This is a genomic window from Colwellia maritima (assembly GCF_022669015.1).
Taxonomy (GTDB): Bacteria; Pseudomonadota; Gammaproteobacteria; order Enterobacterales; family Alteromonadaceae; genus Colwellia; species Colwellia maritima.
The window spans coordinates 1,069,584-1,086,259 of sequence record NZ_JAKKSL010000002.1 but is presented as its reverse complement, the minus strand read 5'-3'; the positions used below and the strand labels follow the sequence as shown (position 1 = coordinate 1,086,259).

The window sequence follows — 16,676 nt, the reverse complement described above, 5'->3', positions numbered from 1 at the left end:
TTTTATGAAAAACTCAATACTAATTAAGGTTGGATTGTTTTTGTTTGCCATTTTTTTAATTGCCCCATTTACCTTTTTAAAACCCGCAGGTATCGTTCAAGCGATTGATCCATTACCTATTGAAAAAGTAGAAAAAATAAAAACCAACGTTACTGCAGCGACAAACCCAAAAAAAACTGTTAAGCGAAAATTAGAGAAGCCTTTGCATAATGTAAACTTGCCTGATTTTTCTGCTATTGAAAATATAAATGCTAAAAAGAAATTATTTTTTAATTTTATAAAACCGGTTATCGTAAATCAGAATAAAAAACTACTCACTATTAGAGCAAAACTTAATAGTTGGATGGAAAAAGTCACGTTAGAATTACCATTAAACAAACAAGAACGTAGTGAGTTAACACAGTTAGTTAAAAAGTATGAGGTGAATAGAAACGCTTCATTACTGACAAAATTAAATGCTTTACTATTACGTGTTGACATTATCCCTCTGCCTTTAGTTTTAGTACAAGCAGCAAATGAGTCTGCTTGGGGAACCTCTCGTTTTTCTCGTGTTGGCTTGAATTTTTTTGGTATTTGGTGCTATGAAGAGGGTTGTGGCATGGTGCCGGGTGGCAGAATCATAGGCGAAAAACATGAAGTTGAAGCGTTTAGTTCATTAGAGGAAGCGGTTACTCGATACTTTGACAACATTAACACGAATAATGCTTACAGTGTTTTTAGAACTATACGGGCCGAATTACGTTTACAAGAGCAAAAACTGAACCCTGCAGTGCTTGCTACAGGGTTATTACCCTATTCTGAACGAGGCGTAGATTACGTCAATGAAATCACTAATATGCTTCGACATAATCAAAAGTATTTTTAACAAAAAGAGGACAGAGAATAATTGAAGTGTCATTATTATTTCACTTCAATCACATTTAACTCATTATTGTGTTTGGTTGAATTATTGAAACTATTATTTATTTCACTTTCATCAAATGCAACATCACCACCATTGATAACGCCTGAAGAGCTATCAATACTCTTAAAGTCGAATAAATTACTATCGCAAAGATGAGAAGGAACAATATTTCGCATAGCCGTAAACATCGACTCTATTCTACCTGGTGATTGTTCGTTCCAGTCATTTAACATGCGTTTAATATTTTGACGTTGCATATTGGGTTGAGAACCACATAAGTTACACGGAATAATTGGAAACTGTTTAAGTTCACCGTAGTAAATTAATTCACTTTCTTTACAGAACGCTAATGGGCGAATAACCACATGCTCACCATTATCTGAAACCAGTTTTGCGGGCATTGCCTTCATTTTTCCACCGTAAAACATGTTTAGCATTAACGTTTCAATCATGTCATCACGATGATGTCCTAAGGCTATTTTAGTTGCCCCTAGGTTTTTAGCCGTTTTATAAAGCACAGCACGGCGTAGTCTTGAGCATAAACTACAGGTGGTTTTTCCTTCAGGAATTTTGTCTTTCACAATGGCATAAGTATCTTCTTCTACAATATGGTATTCAATGCCTAAAGTGTCTAAGTATTGTGGCAGTATGTGCTCTGGGAAGCCGGGTTGCTTTTGATCTAAATTGACAGCGATTAATTCAAAATTGATTGGAGCCGATTCTTTTAACTTCATCAATATGCTTAGCAGCGCATAGCTGTCCTTTCCGCCAGATAAGCACACCATTATCTTATCACCATCTTCAATCATGTTGTACTCAGCGATTGCTTGACCAACATTATGTCGTAGGCGCTTTTCTAATTTTGATAATTGAGTTTTTTGTATATCAGTTAAGGCAGTAGAGTTCATATTGCAGAGTTCTTTGTGATGACAAGCGGAAATTGGTAGGATTAGTATCCGTAGTTTTGCGGCGCATTATAGGGCTTTTATTCGTTTAAAGCCAGTTGTATCCCGTGTAATAATTCCGCGTACGTTTATCGGTGATATAGTGTGGTTGGAATGTTTAGTTAAGTGGATGTGTTTTACATCCACTAACAATCTAGGTCTATGTAGCGTCCATATTGAAATTAAACACGCCTAATTTGATTGTCTCAATTAAAGTTAGGCGATGAGGTAGAGTAAAAAAATTATTCAAGCGGGGATACGTAACCATCGGGTTTAAGTGCGAGTACATCACATTTCAGTTGATCAATGACGTGTTCTGCTGTGTTACCGATTAAAGCTGCAGAAATACCTGTTCTACCTATGGTACCAAGTATCACAAGTTCAGCATCTATTTTTTCTGCTACTTGCTCTATGACTGTTTCAGGGAGGCCTTCTTCAACATGCGTATTGGCAACACTAATATCAAATTGGTTTGCATGAGCAATCATCGCTTTCTCATGATGCTTAAGCATGGTGTCATTGTATTCAGTTGAATTGAACTCAGGAATTTCAATCGCAATATTCACGGGGGTACCAGGAAAAGAGTTGACTAAATGTACATGTCCTTTGATAAGTTGTGCTAATAACTTAGCTTCTTGTGTGATTTTAACGTTAAGCGATTGATGTTCAGCTTCATCACTTCCCACATTAACAGCGGCAAGTATATTACCATTAACTGGCCACTCATGCTCTTTTACGAGTAATACAGGGCAGGGGCATTTACGTAAGATATGCCAATCAGTTGGTGTGAAAACGACGGATTTGAATTTGTCGTGTTGGTGAGTACCTTTAATGACAAGCTCATAGTTTTCTTGAATAACGCGCTCAACAATTGCTTCAAAAGGACGGTTATGCCAAACAACTTGGTTTTTAATTTGAATTTCTGGATTTAAGCCATTTATGATGTCAGTTAACCAGAGTTCTTTATCTTTTATAACCGATTGACGCATAACATCACGTTCGTCGCTAGAAAGAATTGTGGTCATTTCATAAGAGAAATCAAAAATACTTAAAAAAGCTGTGACGTTAACCTTGCCACCACTCGAATTGATGTTTGCTGCTAGATCTATTGCTCTTTTTAATGCTTTTTGGTCGTTAGTTGTTGGGTCAATAACAACCAAAATATTTTGATAAGTTTTCATGATAACTCTCACCTTTGCTATAAATTAATTAGACGTTAATAAAGCCTAATTTATATATAGCAAAAATGTAGAATTAATGCTTGTTTTAAATCAATTTTTTTGAGTTTTTAATGAAGATAATGGTTGTGAAATTAGGTTAAATCTCAGAGCAATCAACTAATTCATCAATATTGAGTATTGTAATAAGTTTGCCATCAACTTTGATCAATCCATTTTTATGAAAACGATTTAATAGCCGGCTAATTGTTTCAACCGTTAAACCGATATAATTACCAATATCGCTACGGGTCATTGTTAAACGGAATTCTGTTGAGGATAAACCTCTAGCATGGTATCTATTGCTCAAACCAACTAGAAAAGTAGCAACGTTGTTCTGCATTTTTTCGGTTCAACAAGGTTAGCATTTCTTGATCAGTACGGATTTCATTACTCATTAAGCGCAAAACTTGTTTTTTAAGTTTAGGCATAGTGTTTGATAATTTGTCTAAATTATTGTACGGAATTTCACAGATCATCGATGTTTCGAGTGCTTGGGCAAAACTTTTATGTTCTGAATCAGCAATACCGTCAAAACCAAGTAAATCACCGCCTAGGTGAAAACCTGTAATTTGTTCTTCACCTTGTTCGTTTACTGTGAAGGTTTTAAATGTACCAGAACGAATGGCATAAAGCGCATGCATTTCTTGACCATCGGTAAAAACTTTATCTCCTTTATGAAAAGGACGTTTGCGATCGATAATGTCATCAAGCGTTTCAAGTTCTTGACTATTTAACGTAAAAGGTAGACAAAGTTCACTAATACTACAGTTTTGACACTTAATATGTTGTGTACCTGGGCAACTATTCTTTGGCATAGATTACTCAATTAATGTTAGAGAAAGAGACACTCAAAATACACAAGTATTACTAAGCGTATTTACTCTAATTCCTTAGACAATGCTATGGTATTAGAACATTTGTTGATATGCAACTATTAAACTATAAATACCATAGGATATCAGGATTAAAGCCATTGTACGTCTTATAGTTGGGTTGACTAGACAGTTTTTTATCTTGGTCATGCCTATGGATAGGGTTAATAATCTTGGTAAGGTTCCTAAACCAAAACAAAGCATAATACTTGCACCTGTAATCATGCTTCCGCTTGCCAAGGCCCATGTTAATGTTGAATAGACTAATCCACATGGCAACCGGCCCCAAACGGCACCAAGTGTTAAGGCTTTAACGGGAGAATTTACTGGAATTGCCTTACTTGCTAAGGGCGAAATATATTGCCATAAGTATTTTCCTATCGCTTCAATGCGGTTCAGCCACATTAGCCATTGTCCAAGGTACAATCCAAGTAAGATCATGAAAATTGATGAAATAATGCGTAGGGTAGCAAGGGGAGCACCAAGATTTTTTGCGGCAATAGAGCCGGTAAAACCTACAATCGCGCCTATAAAGGCGTAAGATGTAATTCGACCTAGATTATAACAAACCACTAAAATAACTTTGTTGCTATGCTTTGTATAGGTCTTTTGATTGTTGGTGGAGATTTGTTGAGCGCTATATTTATGTTTGCTTTTAGAAGATGAAGGAAGGGCTGAGGTTAACATAGATGTAATACCGCCACACATGGCAATACAATGGCCTGAACCGAGTAATCCTATGATAAAAGCGGATAATAAATCGAGGCTCATTTGTTCGTTTTCTGCCTATCTATTTTGTTCTGCTCTTCAGTATTTGTTGTTTGTAAGGGATCATTTTTTTTGTTTTCATCAAACAGAATACTCATACCTTGTTTTTCTAGATCATCAAATTGTTCTGTTTTGACGGCCCAAAAAAACAAATAAATTCCAAGTGCGGTAAGTAAAATTGCTATTGGGATTAGTACGTAAATGATATTCATATGTTTACCCTTGAAGGTTCTTTGTTTCGAAAGTTAAGGGGCTTTTTTTAAGTAATCGTAGCGAATTACTAATCACTAAAATTGAACTGACTGACATGCCGATAACAGCCATATAAGGTGTGATAAAGCCGCTTACAGCAAGTGGTAAAACAATTGCATTATAACCAAAAGCCCATAAATAATTTTGAAATATAATACGTTTTGTTTTAAGTGATACATGATTTAATATGTTAATACTTGAGAGTTTATTGTTTAACAAAATTACATCAGCACCACTTTTTGCTATATCTGTTCCACATCCCATTGCCATAGAAACATGCGCAGCACCAAATACAGGAGAGTCATTGACTCCATCACCAATCATGGCAATATTAATATTGTTATCTTCTCGCCGTTTAATAATCGTCATTTTGTCTGTAGCACTTAAGTTGCCAAAACATTCTGAAATTGATAAAACTTGTCCTACCTGATCACAAGCAGCTTGATTATCACCAGAAAGCATCAGTGTTTCATGGTTTACATTTAAGGTGTTAATTAAGGCTTTTGCATCATCTCTTATTTTATCTTTAAGATAAAAGGCGGCGATAAGTTTATTGTTAGTGACTAATACACAGGATGCATGTTTGTAAAAATCATTATTTTCATGTTTAAGTTCAGCTAAAAGCCAACTGCACTTACCTATATGATATGTTTCGCCATTTACAACACCACTAACTCCTTGCCCTGAAATTACGTTGATGTCGTTTGTATGGATAGCGTAATCTCTGTATTGAGCAAAAGGTTTAGCGAGAGGGTGCTCGGAATGAGATTCTAACGCTGCAGCAATGGCTAATACGTCTTTTTCTGAATACAGGCTGTTTTCAATAATAACGTTATCAATTGCAAATTCACCGGTTGTTAGTGTGCCTGTTTTATCAAAAGCAAAGCAGTCAATGTTAGGTAAAGTTTCCATCACATGGGCTGATTTAATCATAATGCCATCACGATTTAAGCGAGTAGTTGCACAGGTTAACGCAGTAGGTGTAGCTAAGGATAAAGCACATGGGCAAGTAGCAACCAATACTGATAAAGTGATCCAAAAGGCCTCTTCAGGTAAATGTTGTTGCCAATAAAAAGCCGTACCAATGGCGGTAAGCAAAATAATAGCGACAAAGTATTGCGCTACTTTATCAGAAAAACGCGCTAGTTTAGGTTTATGAGCTTGAGACTGCTCACTTAAGCGAATTAATTGACTTAAAAAAGATTCGTTACTCGCTTGTTCTACTCGCACCATCAGGTTGCCGTCGCTATTAACTGTTCCGGCAAAAACATGGTCATTAACTATTTTTGTTACCGGTAATTGTTCTCCTGATAACATGGCTTCATTAATTTGACTATTACCATTGATAATAACACCATCAGCAGGAATAACTTCCCCAGGTTTTATTAATACAATGTCGCCTTTCACCAATTGTTTAGCTGCTACAAGTTCTTCGCTACTTGCTGATAATGTATTTTGGGTGATTCTCGTCGCCGTCATAGGCATAAGTTTTAAAAGATTAGCTGAAACTTGGGCGGCATATGATCGGGCACGAAACTCTAAAAACTTACCAATAAGTAATAAGAAGGTAAACATTGAAACAGATTCAAAATAAACTTCACCTTGTTTGGGTTATGGTTGCCCAAGCGGCGCACAAAACGCCAATATAATTGCAATAGAGACGGGTACATCCATCGATAAGCGTTTCATTTTTAATGCGTTTATCGCACCAATATAAAATGGGAAAGCACCATAGGTAACAATGGGGATAGCTAAGAAAAAACTAACCCGAACGCATATAAATTTTATTGTGCTCCGCCATATCGGAAAAAGCACCAAAGTATAAGCCAATAGCAATCATCATAATTTGCATCATTAAAATGCCGCTTATGCCTAAGCGTTTTATAAATACCTTACTGATTGATTTGTTACGTTGTTCTACTTCGTTAGCTTTAAAAGGAAGCGCTTGATAGCCAATATGCTCAATTGCATTAAGAATATCGCTAAGTTGTAAAATATTATCATGCCAGGTTACCGTTGCTCGCTGTGTTGTTGCATTAACACTGATTTTGTCAATGCCTTTGAGCTTGGTCAATTGCATTTCGATTAACCACGCACAAGCGGCGCAACTTATCCCTTCAATGGTTAAAATAGCTTCTTTGGACTCTTTATTTTGATAAATAAACTCACTTTGCAGTATTTCTTCATCAAGCAACTTGTTTTTTTTACGGTCTTTGGATTTTGAGTTCTTCAGGGATTAAATCTGCACCTTTTTGAGTCAGGTTCGGTTCTAAATTGATAATATTGTGTCAGGTTATTATCAACAATTGTTTGAGCAACAGCTTGGCAACCAATGCAGCACATAGGTTGTTTTTTTTTGTCAATGGTTACAAAAAGGTTTATACCTTTTGGAATAGGCTCATCACAATGAAAACAAGTGTTAGGCATGGTTTACTGTGCTTTTGTTGGATCTGGAATTATATCAATATAATCACGTTGAGGAAGGCTAATCGTGTCTTGTATTTTCCATGTTTTTTCAAATGGTGTGATGGTTATTTTCCATTTACCAGACAAGTCATGATCAAATTGATGTCTGAAGTAACCATTACCATCAGGTGTTAACGTTAAATTAAAATCTTTGTTTTCAAGGGTAGGATGAAAAAAAGTAATATTAAGTACTGGAAAGCTTTTTTCAATACCTGTTGGCTTAATTACAAGTTCATTGTTATGAAGTTTTAAGCCGAAACGCATACCTAACTTTTGTGCTTGTTTTACTTTTGCTACTTGCAAATTAATCGCTTTACCTGTTTTGTAATAATCACCTACAACTAAGCTATCTGCGTTAGTATTTGCGATTATATAAGTAGCTATTCCTGCAACAACGGCAGTAAAAGGAAGAATAAAGACTAACCAAGCCCACGGTTCACGATACCAAGATGTTTTCATAGTGTATGACAATATTCAGCAGTAGAAAATTATACCATATTATAACTTTTTTTAATTTTTGAGCTAGTATTCTTTAATATATTTAAATAATAAAAAACCCTAGTTAACAATGTGTTAGCTAGGGTTTTTTTAGTTATTTACTGAATAATGTTACAAGGTTTTAACTACACTGAACTTTTAATCTAGAGAAAGAGAATAAATATATGCACTTATTACATGTACTTTTTCTTCACCTAGAATATCTTTCCATGCAGGCATTACTCGGACGACCGTTACGAATTGATTCTTCAATTGCACGTTGTGAACCACCATATAACCATGTGTTATCTGATAAGTTTGGTGCACCCATAGGTAAACCAAGCGCCAAGCTACCTTGACCTTCAGGACCATGACAACCAAGACAAAGGCCAAATTTTGCTTTACCTGCTTTGGCAAGATCAGCATTAACAGAACGACCACTTAAACTAATAACATAAGCAGCAACTTCTTTAACACCTTCTTCACCACCAATAGCACCCCCATGCCATCATGCCGACCGCTTTACGACCATGCAAAATAGTTTCTTTGATTTTTTCTGGTGTTCCGCCGTATAACCAATCTTTATCTGATAAGTTAGGAAACCCAGTTGTACCATGAGCATCAGAGCCATGACATTGTGCACAGTTTTGAATAAATAAACGTTGGCCTACTTTTAATGCTTCACTATCCGTTGATAAATCTTCGATAGTACGAGCAGCATAAGCGTCAAAGATAGGTCCGTATTTTTCATCAGCTTGAGCAACTTCACGGTCATACTGAACTAATACACCAGAATCAGCGGCTAAATACTCTGCCGTTTTTGCTTTTGATTCAGCTAAATTTAAAATGCCTTGGTTTGAACTTTTCCGGCCTAATAAACCTGTCCAGTTGCCTAAACCGTACATGGCAATATAGCCAAAAGCCCAAATAATAGTTAATAAGAAAAACGTGCTCCACCATTTAGGTAAAGGGTGGTTTAATTCTTCAATTCCATCAAAAGAGTGACCTAATGATTCACCTTCTTCTACACCTGTAAAGTTCTTTAAGCACCAACGTAGTAATAAATACATACCTACCAATGTGCCAAGGGAAAGAACCCAAACCCATATATTCCAGAAGCTAGACATTTTTATTAGTCTCCTGTTTGCTATCTGTTTCAAGATGGTTATTTTTATTTTCTTTAGTAGCTTGTTCTTTTAACACTTTGTCTTCTTCAAAAATAGAGTTAGCAACTTCATCAAAGGAAGACTTACGTTTTTTTGAATAGGACCAAACTACAATGATAATAAATAAAGCCAATATTAGGAGGGCAAAAAGCCCTCTAAGCGTTCCGTAATCCATAATAATCAGCTTACTTCAATGCGTGGCCAAGTGATTGCAAATAAGCAACCAAGGCTTCCATTTCAGTTTTACCTTTTACTGCTTCGCTAGCACCATCGATTTCTGCCTGAGTATAAAGTGGAATGGCTTTACCATTTTCATCTTTATGACTACGATTACGTGTTAACCAGTTAAAGGTTTCAAGCTTTTTACCTGTTAATTCACCATCAAGAGTATTAGTATTTAACCACTTGAATGCAGGCATGTTTGATTCTGGTACAACTGAACGAGGATCAGTTAAATGGGCAATATGCCAATCATCACTATAACGTCCACCTACACGTGCTAAATCAGGACCTGTACGTTTAGAACCCCATAAAAATGGGTGTTCCCAAACATGTTCACCAAGAACACTGTAATGACCATAACGTTCAGTTTCAGCTCTAAACGGACGAATCATTTGACTATGACAGTTACTACAACCTTCGCGAATATAAATATCGCGACCTTCCATTTGTAGTGCCGTATAAGGTTTTAAATTATCAACTGGGGTTGTCATTTCTTTTTGGAAAAATAATGGTGTGATCTCTACTAAGCCACCAACACTAATCGCTAATACTGCAAAAAGGAAAAACAAACCGACATTCTTTTCTACTTTTTCATGTTTATTTTGCATGGTTGTTCTCCTTAAACTGCTTCAATAGGCTTAAGACTTCCATCTTTAGCACCAATAGTTTTAAACATGTTGTAAGCCATTAAAATAAAGCCTGATACAACGAGAACGCCACCTAAGAAGCGAATAAAATAGAACGGGTATGATGCAGTTAAGCTTTCTACAAAGCTATACGTTAGCGTACCGTCAGTATTTACAGCACGCCACATCAACCCTTGCATTACACCTGAAATCCACATAGCGACAATATAGAGTACTATACCTGTGGTATGCATCCAGAAATGAACGTTAATTAAACGTACGCTAAACATACGACCTTGGTTAAATAATACTGGAATTAAGTGATACATAGCACCGATTGAAACCATAGCAACCCAACCTAAAGCACCTGAATGTACATGACCAACCGTCCAATCAGTGTAATGGGATAAAGCATTTACTGATTTGATTGCCATCATCGGTCCTTCAAAGGTAGACATACCGTAGAAAGAAAGTGAAACAATTAGGAAACGTAAAATAGGATCGGTACGTAGTTTATGCCAAGCGCCAGAAAGCGTCATAATACCGTTAATCATCCCACCCCATGAAGGAAGGAATAATACAACAGACATCACCATACCAACTGATTGAGCCCAGTCAGGTAAAGCTGTGTAATGTAAATGGTGAGGACCGGCCCAAATATATAAAGAAATTAATGCCCAAAAATGAACAATAGACAAACGGTATGAATAAACCGGACGGTCAGCTTGTTTAGGTACAAAGTAATACATCATCCCTAAGAAACCGGCAGTTAGTAAGAAACCAACGGCATTGTGTCCATACCACCACTGCATCATCGCATCAATGGCGCCAGGATAAATGGAATATGATTTCATAAATGACACTGGAACGACCATTGAATTACCAATATGTAACACAGCAATGGTAACTATAAAGCCACCGAAAAACCAGTTGGCAACATAGATGTGAGATACTTTACGTTTAATGAGTGTACCAAAAAATACAATGGCATAACAAACCCATACAATGGTAATAAGAATATCGATTGGCCACTCTAATTCTGCATATTCTTTGGTTGAGGTATAACCCAAAGGCAAAGATATTGCCGCAGATAAAATAACTGCTTGCCGACCCCAAAAAGTAAAAGCAGCTAATTTGCCACCAAATAACCGGGTTTGACAAGTACGTTGCACAACGTAATAAGAGGTAGCAAATAGAGCACTTGTACCAAAGGCGAATATTACCGCATTGGTATGAAGTGGGCGAAGACGGGAGTAGGTTAACCAAGGTGTATCAAAGTTTAACGCCGGCCAAATTAATTGTGCCGCGATAAGTACACCTACAAGTGTACCTACGATCCCCCAGATTACAGTCATTACAGTAAATTGACGAACAACATTAAAGTTGTAGTCTACTGCTGACGTATTACTTTGAGTCATGTTTTGTATTCCGCAGTGTTATTATTAATGAGAATAGCTTTATTGATTTACTTTTATAAATATTTATTTGAGCGTATTTATAAGAGTAAATAACAAAAAAGCGAACGATATTTATACTATTTTTGTACGGTTTTTTTTCAGCTGTCAAAATAGTGTTGATATATGTCACAAAATGCAGCTAAATGCATTGTTTGCAAGGTAATTTTACCTCTTGCCGATGATATAAATCAACTGAATCGGCTAGTTAAATTTGTTCTATGTCAAACTTTACTCACTTAACCATAAAAAGTGTAAGGACATGTGAGTATAAGATCAGAAATATAAGTGTAGATTAAAATTGTAATTAACAGAGGAAAAAAGCAAAAATTATATAAATATAATTACTTAACTAGAAAGATTAGTGTTTAATTAACGGCGAGTTTATTGAGTTTTTCTCGTTCAAGTAGATGAATTTTCTTGTTTTCTACTCTTATTAATTGTTCTTTTTGAAACTTAGAAAAAACGCGACTTAGGGTTTCTCTTCGTAAGCCTAAGAAGTTAGCAATATCATTTCGGCTAATGGGTAAATCTATACAGTCAATCTCACCTGTATAACTTGCATTTCTTTCGACTATATTTATTAAGAATGAAGCAAGTAAACTATCGGCGGATTTCTTACCGATATAGGCTTGAAAGTTTTTTTGTCTAACATAACTTTGTCGACTGAGTAATTCGATAAAATTTTGTTTAATTTCAGGGATTAGTTTTCCGCAAGAGTTGACTTGTTCTACAGAAACTTTACAAACAGAGCTTTCGCCCACAGCGACGGCCGTGTAATTATATTCTTTAAGGTATAGTGCATCTTCTCCTACAAGCTCTCCTGGAAACCGTAAGCCAATGATGTTTTCTTCATCATCATCGGTTTTTTGACTTAATTTGTAAGCACCAGAAGTAACCGCATAAATATCAGTTAGTGGTTCGAATTGCTGAAAAAGTGTTTTTTTAACAATTCTTTTGTGAAGATAACTATCAGATAAATCTATCGACTGATTTACTGTTGTCACAGGCTGACATATTGTATTCATGGAGCAGTCGTCACATTGAACATAATTGGTTTGACTATTTTTTGACTTAGGTAGACTAGGCACAGTTATTACTTCTTTGGTAGCATAGAAAGCATCAATATACACAAGTTAAGTTAACAGATATTGTTTACCTGTATTTATATTTATTGACGTTTAACATTGTGTATTCACCCGTATAGTTTAAGGGAGTCAGGTAGTAATAACAATTACTTGCACTTATAAAATTTAAAATGATTAAAGCTATTGTCGTAATTATAATTCTTTTCAATGTATTAGCATGTGAACCAATGTCGCCAACAACGCAGATGAATAAGGCTGAAACGAAGCATTCATTCGTGTGTATAAAAAGTCAAAGTCAGTGTGATGTAGAAACCGTTTATGGCAAGTTTACTATTCAATTTTCAGGTGACGCCAATCAAACGTATATTAAAACCGAATTACCCTTTCATGCACAATTAACGTTTGATGCAACTAATGAGACGTATATGTTGAAAAGTGTATCGAGTTACCTTGAAGGTAAAAGCATGTTTATGGGGAAAATACCTGTTTTTTTTGAACCTAGTGAAAACCAAGAAAGTAACACTAGAGTCGCAGAAAGTTTACTTGCTAGTTGCTCTGAAGAAATAATGACGTGGTTATTTTGGTTTAAAGTAGAAATACTTGTTGATGGTATTGTTCAACAGCAAGACTTTTTAATTGAATTTGACAGTGAGCGATTATAAAACAGGCGAGTAGTTAGTAACCTGTGGTGACAAGCTTCTGTGCCATGTCACCACAGGTTACTACTGATTCGTAAATTGATAATATCGCTTATATATTATTAGTTATATCTACGGACAATTTTAATTTTTGACCAGGCTGTAAATATTTTGCTCTACTCAAACTATTCCGGCGTTCTATGTCACCTATACTCACGTTGAACTTATTGGCAATGCGGGCAAATGAATCGCCACTGCGAACCTTATAAGTGATATTACGCATTATGGCTTGTTCAACCCCTGAGTTTATTTTTGCAGTTTCAGCATGTTTTGTTGACGAAGAAGGCTTTTGCCAAATAACTAATTTTTGACCAAGTTTTAATGTGTCTCGCGGAGCGAAACCATTCCATTTTGCAATGGTTTTCCAATTAACTTTATAACGTTGCCCTATATCCCATAGGTTATCACCTGAAACGACGGTATGCATTATTTTTACGCCTTGGTGTGACGTGGTTTGTTTTTTAGCAATACGTTGATCTTGTGAAAGAATATAGCTATCTAACGATTTTGCAGCCACAGGAATAAGTAAATGTTTTCCGGCCCTTATTTGGTTACCCTTGATGCTATTTACTTGGCGAATTAAATCAATACTGGTATGAAATTTATTGGCAATATGACCCAAATTATCACCATTTTTAATTTTATATCGTTGCCAAGCTAATCGCTCGTTTTTGTCTAATTTTGCTAAGTTTGCCTCAAAGCTTGCTACTTTATGTTTAGGTAAAACTAAGCGATGAGGGCCTGCAGGGTCTGTTGACCAACGGTTGAAACCTGGGTTTAAGCGTTGTAATTCTGTTAACGATAAGTCAGCCAAACTAGCTGCTTTGGCTAAATCGAGCTGTGAATGAATATCTACTTGGCTAATAACTTCTTTATTGGCAATTTCATAAATAGATAAATTGAAGTGTTCTGGACGTTTTATAATATCTGCAAGGGCGAGTAATTTCGGGACATAGGCTCTTGTTTCACGTGGTAAATCTAATGCCCAAAAATCAGTGTTTCTTCCCAGTTTTTTATTTTTTCTAACGGCGCGTTGTACTCGACCTTCACCAGAGTTATAGGCGGCCAAAGCCAGTAACCAATCACCATCAAAAAACTTGTGCAAATATTTCATATACTTGATTGCACCTTCTGTGGAGGCAATAACATCACGGCGACCGTCATACCACCAATTTTGCTTCATACCAAATCGCGTACCTGTATCAGGAACAAATTGCCACATGCCAGATGCCCTACCATGAGAGTAGGCAAAGGGGTCAAAAGCGCTTTCAACGATGGGCAATAAAGCTAACTCTACTGGTACCTTGTTTTTCTCTAATTGTTCAACAATATAATATAAGAAAGGTTCAGCCCGTTTAGCGACTCTATCAAGGTAATTAGGGTGTTTCACGAACCAATTACGTTGAAGGGTAATACGGTTATTCTCGGGTATATCAAATGTTAACTTTGTTCTAATACGCTGCCAAACATCATTATTATTTTGCAGAGACGTATCTTTTGATGCTAATGAAAAGGAAACATCATCAACAGGATGTATAACATCGATGTTTTCATCAATAAGTAATGCGTGATTAATATCTGCCACAGAGGCTAAATATTCTGTTTGGTTGTAAGGCGCTTTAGTCTCGCTATTTTGTGATACTAGAGTACTTTGACAGCCAGTGAGTAGAATAAAAGCGGGGAATAAAAAATATTTCATGAATAACCAATGATAATTTGTCAGGGTAAATAATCTTATTATGCGTTCTTTGGTACGCTGAGGATTATACGAAGAAGCCTAAGGTTACCATGTTAAAATTGGTCTTTCCGGCGTCTAATAGCGCTAAACGTGTCAAGATTATTCGCTTGTATGTTTTTATCAAAGGCCATGGCACTACTTTGAATTGCATGCACGTGGCTTCTCAAAAAAGGGTTGATGATTTTTTCAATTTTAATAGACGTGGGAATAGTGGCTTTTTTATCCTCACGTAATTGACGTACTTTCTCACTGTAATGGATTAAGTCTTGATTGTTTGGCTCTACCGTTAAGGCAAAATGCAAATTAGCCTGTGTGTATTCATGAGCACAATAAACGGTAGTCTGTTCTGGTAAATTTGCTAACTTAGTTAACGACGTGAGCATTTGCTTGGCAGTTCCTTCGAAAATTCGACCGCATCCGCCTGAAAACAGTGTATCACCACAAAATAACAAGGGTTCATTCTCATCATTTGAAAAATAGGCTATATGGCCTAACGTGTGGCCAGGAATATCGATAACCTGAAAAGTAAGCCCTAGCGCGGGTAAACTAACCTGATCATTTTCAACTAACTTAATATCACAACAGGGGATGTTTTCATGCGCGGGACCAAATATGGTAATAGGCCACTGTTTTTTATGACAATATTCTACTAATTTTTGAATGCCACCAATATGATCTGCGTGATGATGAGTTATTAATATAGCATTAAGTTGTCTTTGCTCTTTGTCTAAATAATGAATACACACATCAGCATCGCCGGGGTCTACCAAGGCAACTTGGCCGTTATTTTCGATTGCCCAAATATAATTATCTGAAAAAGCATTTAAAGCCCTAACGTTTAATGACTGTGCATTACTGGTTGAATTAACTGCGTTAATCATACTCATTTACCATTTCCACCTTGCTTAAGATCTAGACTTAATTATACTGAGATTATCAATAATACCAATTGAAATATATTCGTGATATGAAGCCGGCTTTAGCATTTAGACAACCCAATTATCCTCAATCATGGGAGGAACTACCTAATGGCAATATTATTTTGTCGGCAATTGAGGAAATATTACAACCTTGGTGGCAACGATTTTTTGGCTATCACTTACTCAAAATTGGAGCGTTGAGCCATGAAATATCTTGTGAATCAAGTCCGATTAAACATCAGGTTAGTTGCTTTAATTCGTTAGTTTCTGGTTCTCCAAAACAATATAAAACTGACATTGTGGGAGATTTAGATGATTTACCCCTACTTGAGCACAGTGTGGATGTTTGTTTGTTGAGCCATGTATTAGAATTTTCCCTCGACCCACATCATGTTATTCGCGAAGCCAATAGGGCACTTATTCCTAATGGTTACCTTATTATTACTGGTTTTAATCCTTTATCTTTAGTGGTCTCAATCGCGCTATCCCTTATAGAAAAAGACAAAGCCCGTGGAATGAACATTTTTTTTCACCTATGCGAGTTAAAGACTGGTTACATTTAATGGGGTTTGAAATTTTAACAGATGAACGTTGTTTACATAGCACTTTAACTGGCAAAATGAGCGAACATAGCCTGGCTAAGTATTGGCGTAAATTTGCTAGTAATTACTTTTCTAGCTTAGGATCTGTGTATGTTATTATTGCTAAAAAAAGAGTGCTGCCCCTTACACCAATCAAACCAACATGGCAAATTAGAGCGAGATTTAATCCGGTAAAAGTACCTACGATGAATGTGCATTCCAACCGTAAAAATAGAAGTAAAACAGTATCATAAAACCACTATGTTTGATCAATAGACTA

Annotated in this window: 17 protein-coding genes and 3 pseudogenes; 4 read left to right on the top strand and 16 right to left on the bottom strand. The window is 36.2% G+C overall.

Annotation, left to right across the window (positions count from 1 at the left end; all coding sequences use genetic code 11):
• Positions 1 to 4 precede the first annotated feature (4 nt).
• On the top strand, positions 5 to 865 hold the full coding sequence (locus tag L3081_RS15455; protein ID WP_242286962.1) for a glucosaminidase domain-containing protein: 861 nt from the start codon (positions 5 to 7) through the stop codon (positions 863 to 865).
• Between the two features lie 35 nt (positions 866 to 900).
• Here the strand turns inward: L3081_RS15455 and ttcA are convergent, their stop codons facing one another.
• The 14 genes and pseudogenes from ttcA to L3081_RS15385 all read right to left on the bottom strand — a co-directional run bounded on the left by ttcA (position 901) and on the right by L3081_RS15385 (position 12,462).
• Positions 901 to 1,812, bottom strand: a complete 912-nt coding sequence (gene ttcA / locus L3081_RS15450) for a tRNA 2-thiocytidine(32) synthetase TtcA (RefSeq protein WP_242286961.1) — start codon at positions 1,810 to 1,812, stop codon at positions 901 to 903.
• Positions 1,813 to 2,090: 278 nt separating this feature from the next.
• Complete coding sequence (uspE, locus tag L3081_RS15445; protein ID WP_242286960.1) at positions 2,091 to 3,029, bottom strand: universal stress protein UspE; 939 nt, start codon at positions 3,027 to 3,029, stop codon at positions 2,091 to 2,093.
• Positions 3,030 to 3,165: 136 nt separating this feature from the next.
• Positions 3,166 to 3,883 (bottom strand): annotated as a pseudogene (fnr, locus tag L3081_RS15440) (fumarate/nitrate reduction transcriptional regulator Fnr).
• A 93-nt stretch (positions 3,884 to 3,976) separates the two neighbouring features.
• On the bottom strand, positions 3,977 to 4,711 hold the full coding sequence (locus L3081_RS15435) for a sulfite exporter TauE/SafE family protein (RefSeq protein WP_242286959.1): 735 nt from the start codon (positions 4,709 to 4,711) through the stop codon (positions 3,977 to 3,979).
• Positions 4,708 to 4,920, bottom strand: coding sequence for a cbb3-type cytochrome oxidase assembly protein CcoS (gene ccoS, locus L3081_RS15430; protein WP_242286958.1), 213 nt, complete (start codon positions 4,918 to 4,920; stop codon positions 4,708 to 4,710). The genes L3081_RS15435 and ccoS overlap by 4 nt, the downstream gene beginning before the upstream one ends.
• Positions 4,921 to 4,924: 4 nt before the next feature.
• Positions 4,925 to 6,547 (bottom strand): annotated as a pseudogene (locus L3081_RS15425) (heavy metal translocating P-type ATPase); the annotation flags it as partial.
• 175 nt (positions 6,548 to 6,722) lie between these two features.
• Positions 6,723 to 7,154, bottom strand: coding sequence for a cation transporter (locus L3081_RS15420; RefSeq protein WP_242286956.1), 432 nt, complete (start codon positions 7,152 to 7,154; stop codon positions 6,723 to 6,725).
• A gap of 35 nt (positions 7,155 to 7,189) precedes the next feature.
• On the bottom strand, positions 7,190 to 7,387 hold the full coding sequence (locus L3081_RS15415; protein ID WP_242286955.1) for a heavy metal translocating P-type ATPase metal-binding domain-containing protein: 198 nt from the start codon (positions 7,385 to 7,387) through the stop codon (positions 7,190 to 7,192).
• Positions 7,388 to 7,390: 3 nt separating this feature from the next.
• On the bottom strand, positions 7,391 to 7,885 hold the full coding sequence (locus L3081_RS15410; RefSeq protein WP_242286954.1) for a FixH family protein: 495 nt from the start codon (positions 7,883 to 7,885) through the stop codon (positions 7,391 to 7,393).
• Positions 7,886 to 8,062: 177 nt separating this feature from the next.
• A pseudogene (gene ccoP / locus L3081_RS15405) lies at positions 8,063 to 9,030 on the bottom strand (cytochrome-c oxidase, cbb3-type subunit III).
• Positions 9,023 to 9,244 carry a cbb3-type cytochrome oxidase subunit 3 gene (locus tag L3081_RS15400; protein WP_242286953.1) on the bottom strand — a complete coding sequence of 74 codons (222 nt, stop codon included), beginning with the start codon at positions 9,242 to 9,244 and terminating at the stop codon, positions 9,023 to 9,025. The pseudogene ccoP and the gene L3081_RS15400 overlap by 8 nt, the downstream one beginning before the upstream one ends.
• A 10-nt stretch (positions 9,245 to 9,254) precedes the next feature.
• Positions 9,255 to 9,899 (bottom strand): cytochrome-c oxidase, cbb3-type subunit II, encoded by a 645-nt coding sequence (gene ccoO / locus L3081_RS15395; RefSeq protein WP_242286952.1) that lies wholly within the window; start codon positions 9,897 to 9,899, stop codon positions 9,255 to 9,257.
• Positions 9,900 to 9,910: 11 nt separating this feature from the next.
• Positions 9,911 to 11,335, bottom strand: coding sequence for a cytochrome-c oxidase, cbb3-type subunit I (ccoN, locus tag L3081_RS15390; RefSeq protein ID WP_242286951.1), 1,425 nt, complete (start codon positions 11,333 to 11,335; stop codon positions 9,911 to 9,913).
• A 404-nt stretch (positions 11,336 to 11,739) separates the two neighbouring features.
• Positions 11,740 to 12,462, bottom strand: coding sequence for a Crp/Fnr family transcriptional regulator (locus tag L3081_RS15385; protein ID WP_242286950.1), 723 nt, complete (start codon positions 12,460 to 12,462; stop codon positions 11,740 to 11,742).
• A 224-nt stretch (positions 12,463 to 12,686) separates the two neighbouring features.
• On the opposite strand from L3081_RS15385, the gene L3081_RS15380 reads away from it, so the two are divergent.
• A complete protein-coding gene (locus L3081_RS15380) occupies positions 12,687 to 13,121 on the top strand; it encodes a hypothetical protein (RefSeq protein WP_242286949.1) in 435 nt (144 codons plus the stop codon).
• Positions 13,122 to 13,209: 88 nt separating this feature from the next.
• Here L3081_RS15380 and L3081_RS15375 read toward each other — a convergent pair whose 3' ends face one another.
• Together L3081_RS15375 and gloB are read right to left on the bottom strand one after the other, a co-directional pair.
• Entirely contained in the window at positions 13,210 to 14,856 is a 1,647-nt protein-coding gene (locus tag L3081_RS15375) for a lytic transglycosylase (RefSeq protein ID WP_242286948.1), read from the bottom strand.
• Between the two features lie 92 nt (positions 14,857 to 14,948).
• Complete coding sequence (gene gloB, locus L3081_RS15370) at positions 14,949 to 15,782, bottom strand: hydroxyacylglutathione hydrolase (protein WP_242286947.1); 834 nt, start codon at positions 15,780 to 15,782, stop codon at positions 14,949 to 14,951.
• Between the two features lie 80 nt (positions 15,783 to 15,862).
• Here gloB and L3081_RS15365 point away from each other — a divergent pair, with 80 nt between their 5' ends.
• Together L3081_RS15365 and L3081_RS15360 are read left to right on the top strand one after the other, a co-directional pair.
• Entirely contained in the window at positions 15,863 to 16,378 is a 516-nt protein-coding gene (locus tag L3081_RS15365) for a class I SAM-dependent methyltransferase (RefSeq protein WP_242286946.1), read from the top strand.
• Entirely contained in the window at positions 16,378 to 16,650 is a 273-nt protein-coding gene (locus L3081_RS15360; protein WP_242286945.1) for a hypothetical protein, read from the top strand. The genes L3081_RS15365 and L3081_RS15360 overlap by 1 nt, the downstream gene beginning before the upstream one ends.
• Positions 16,651 to 16,676 lie beyond the last annotated feature (26 nt).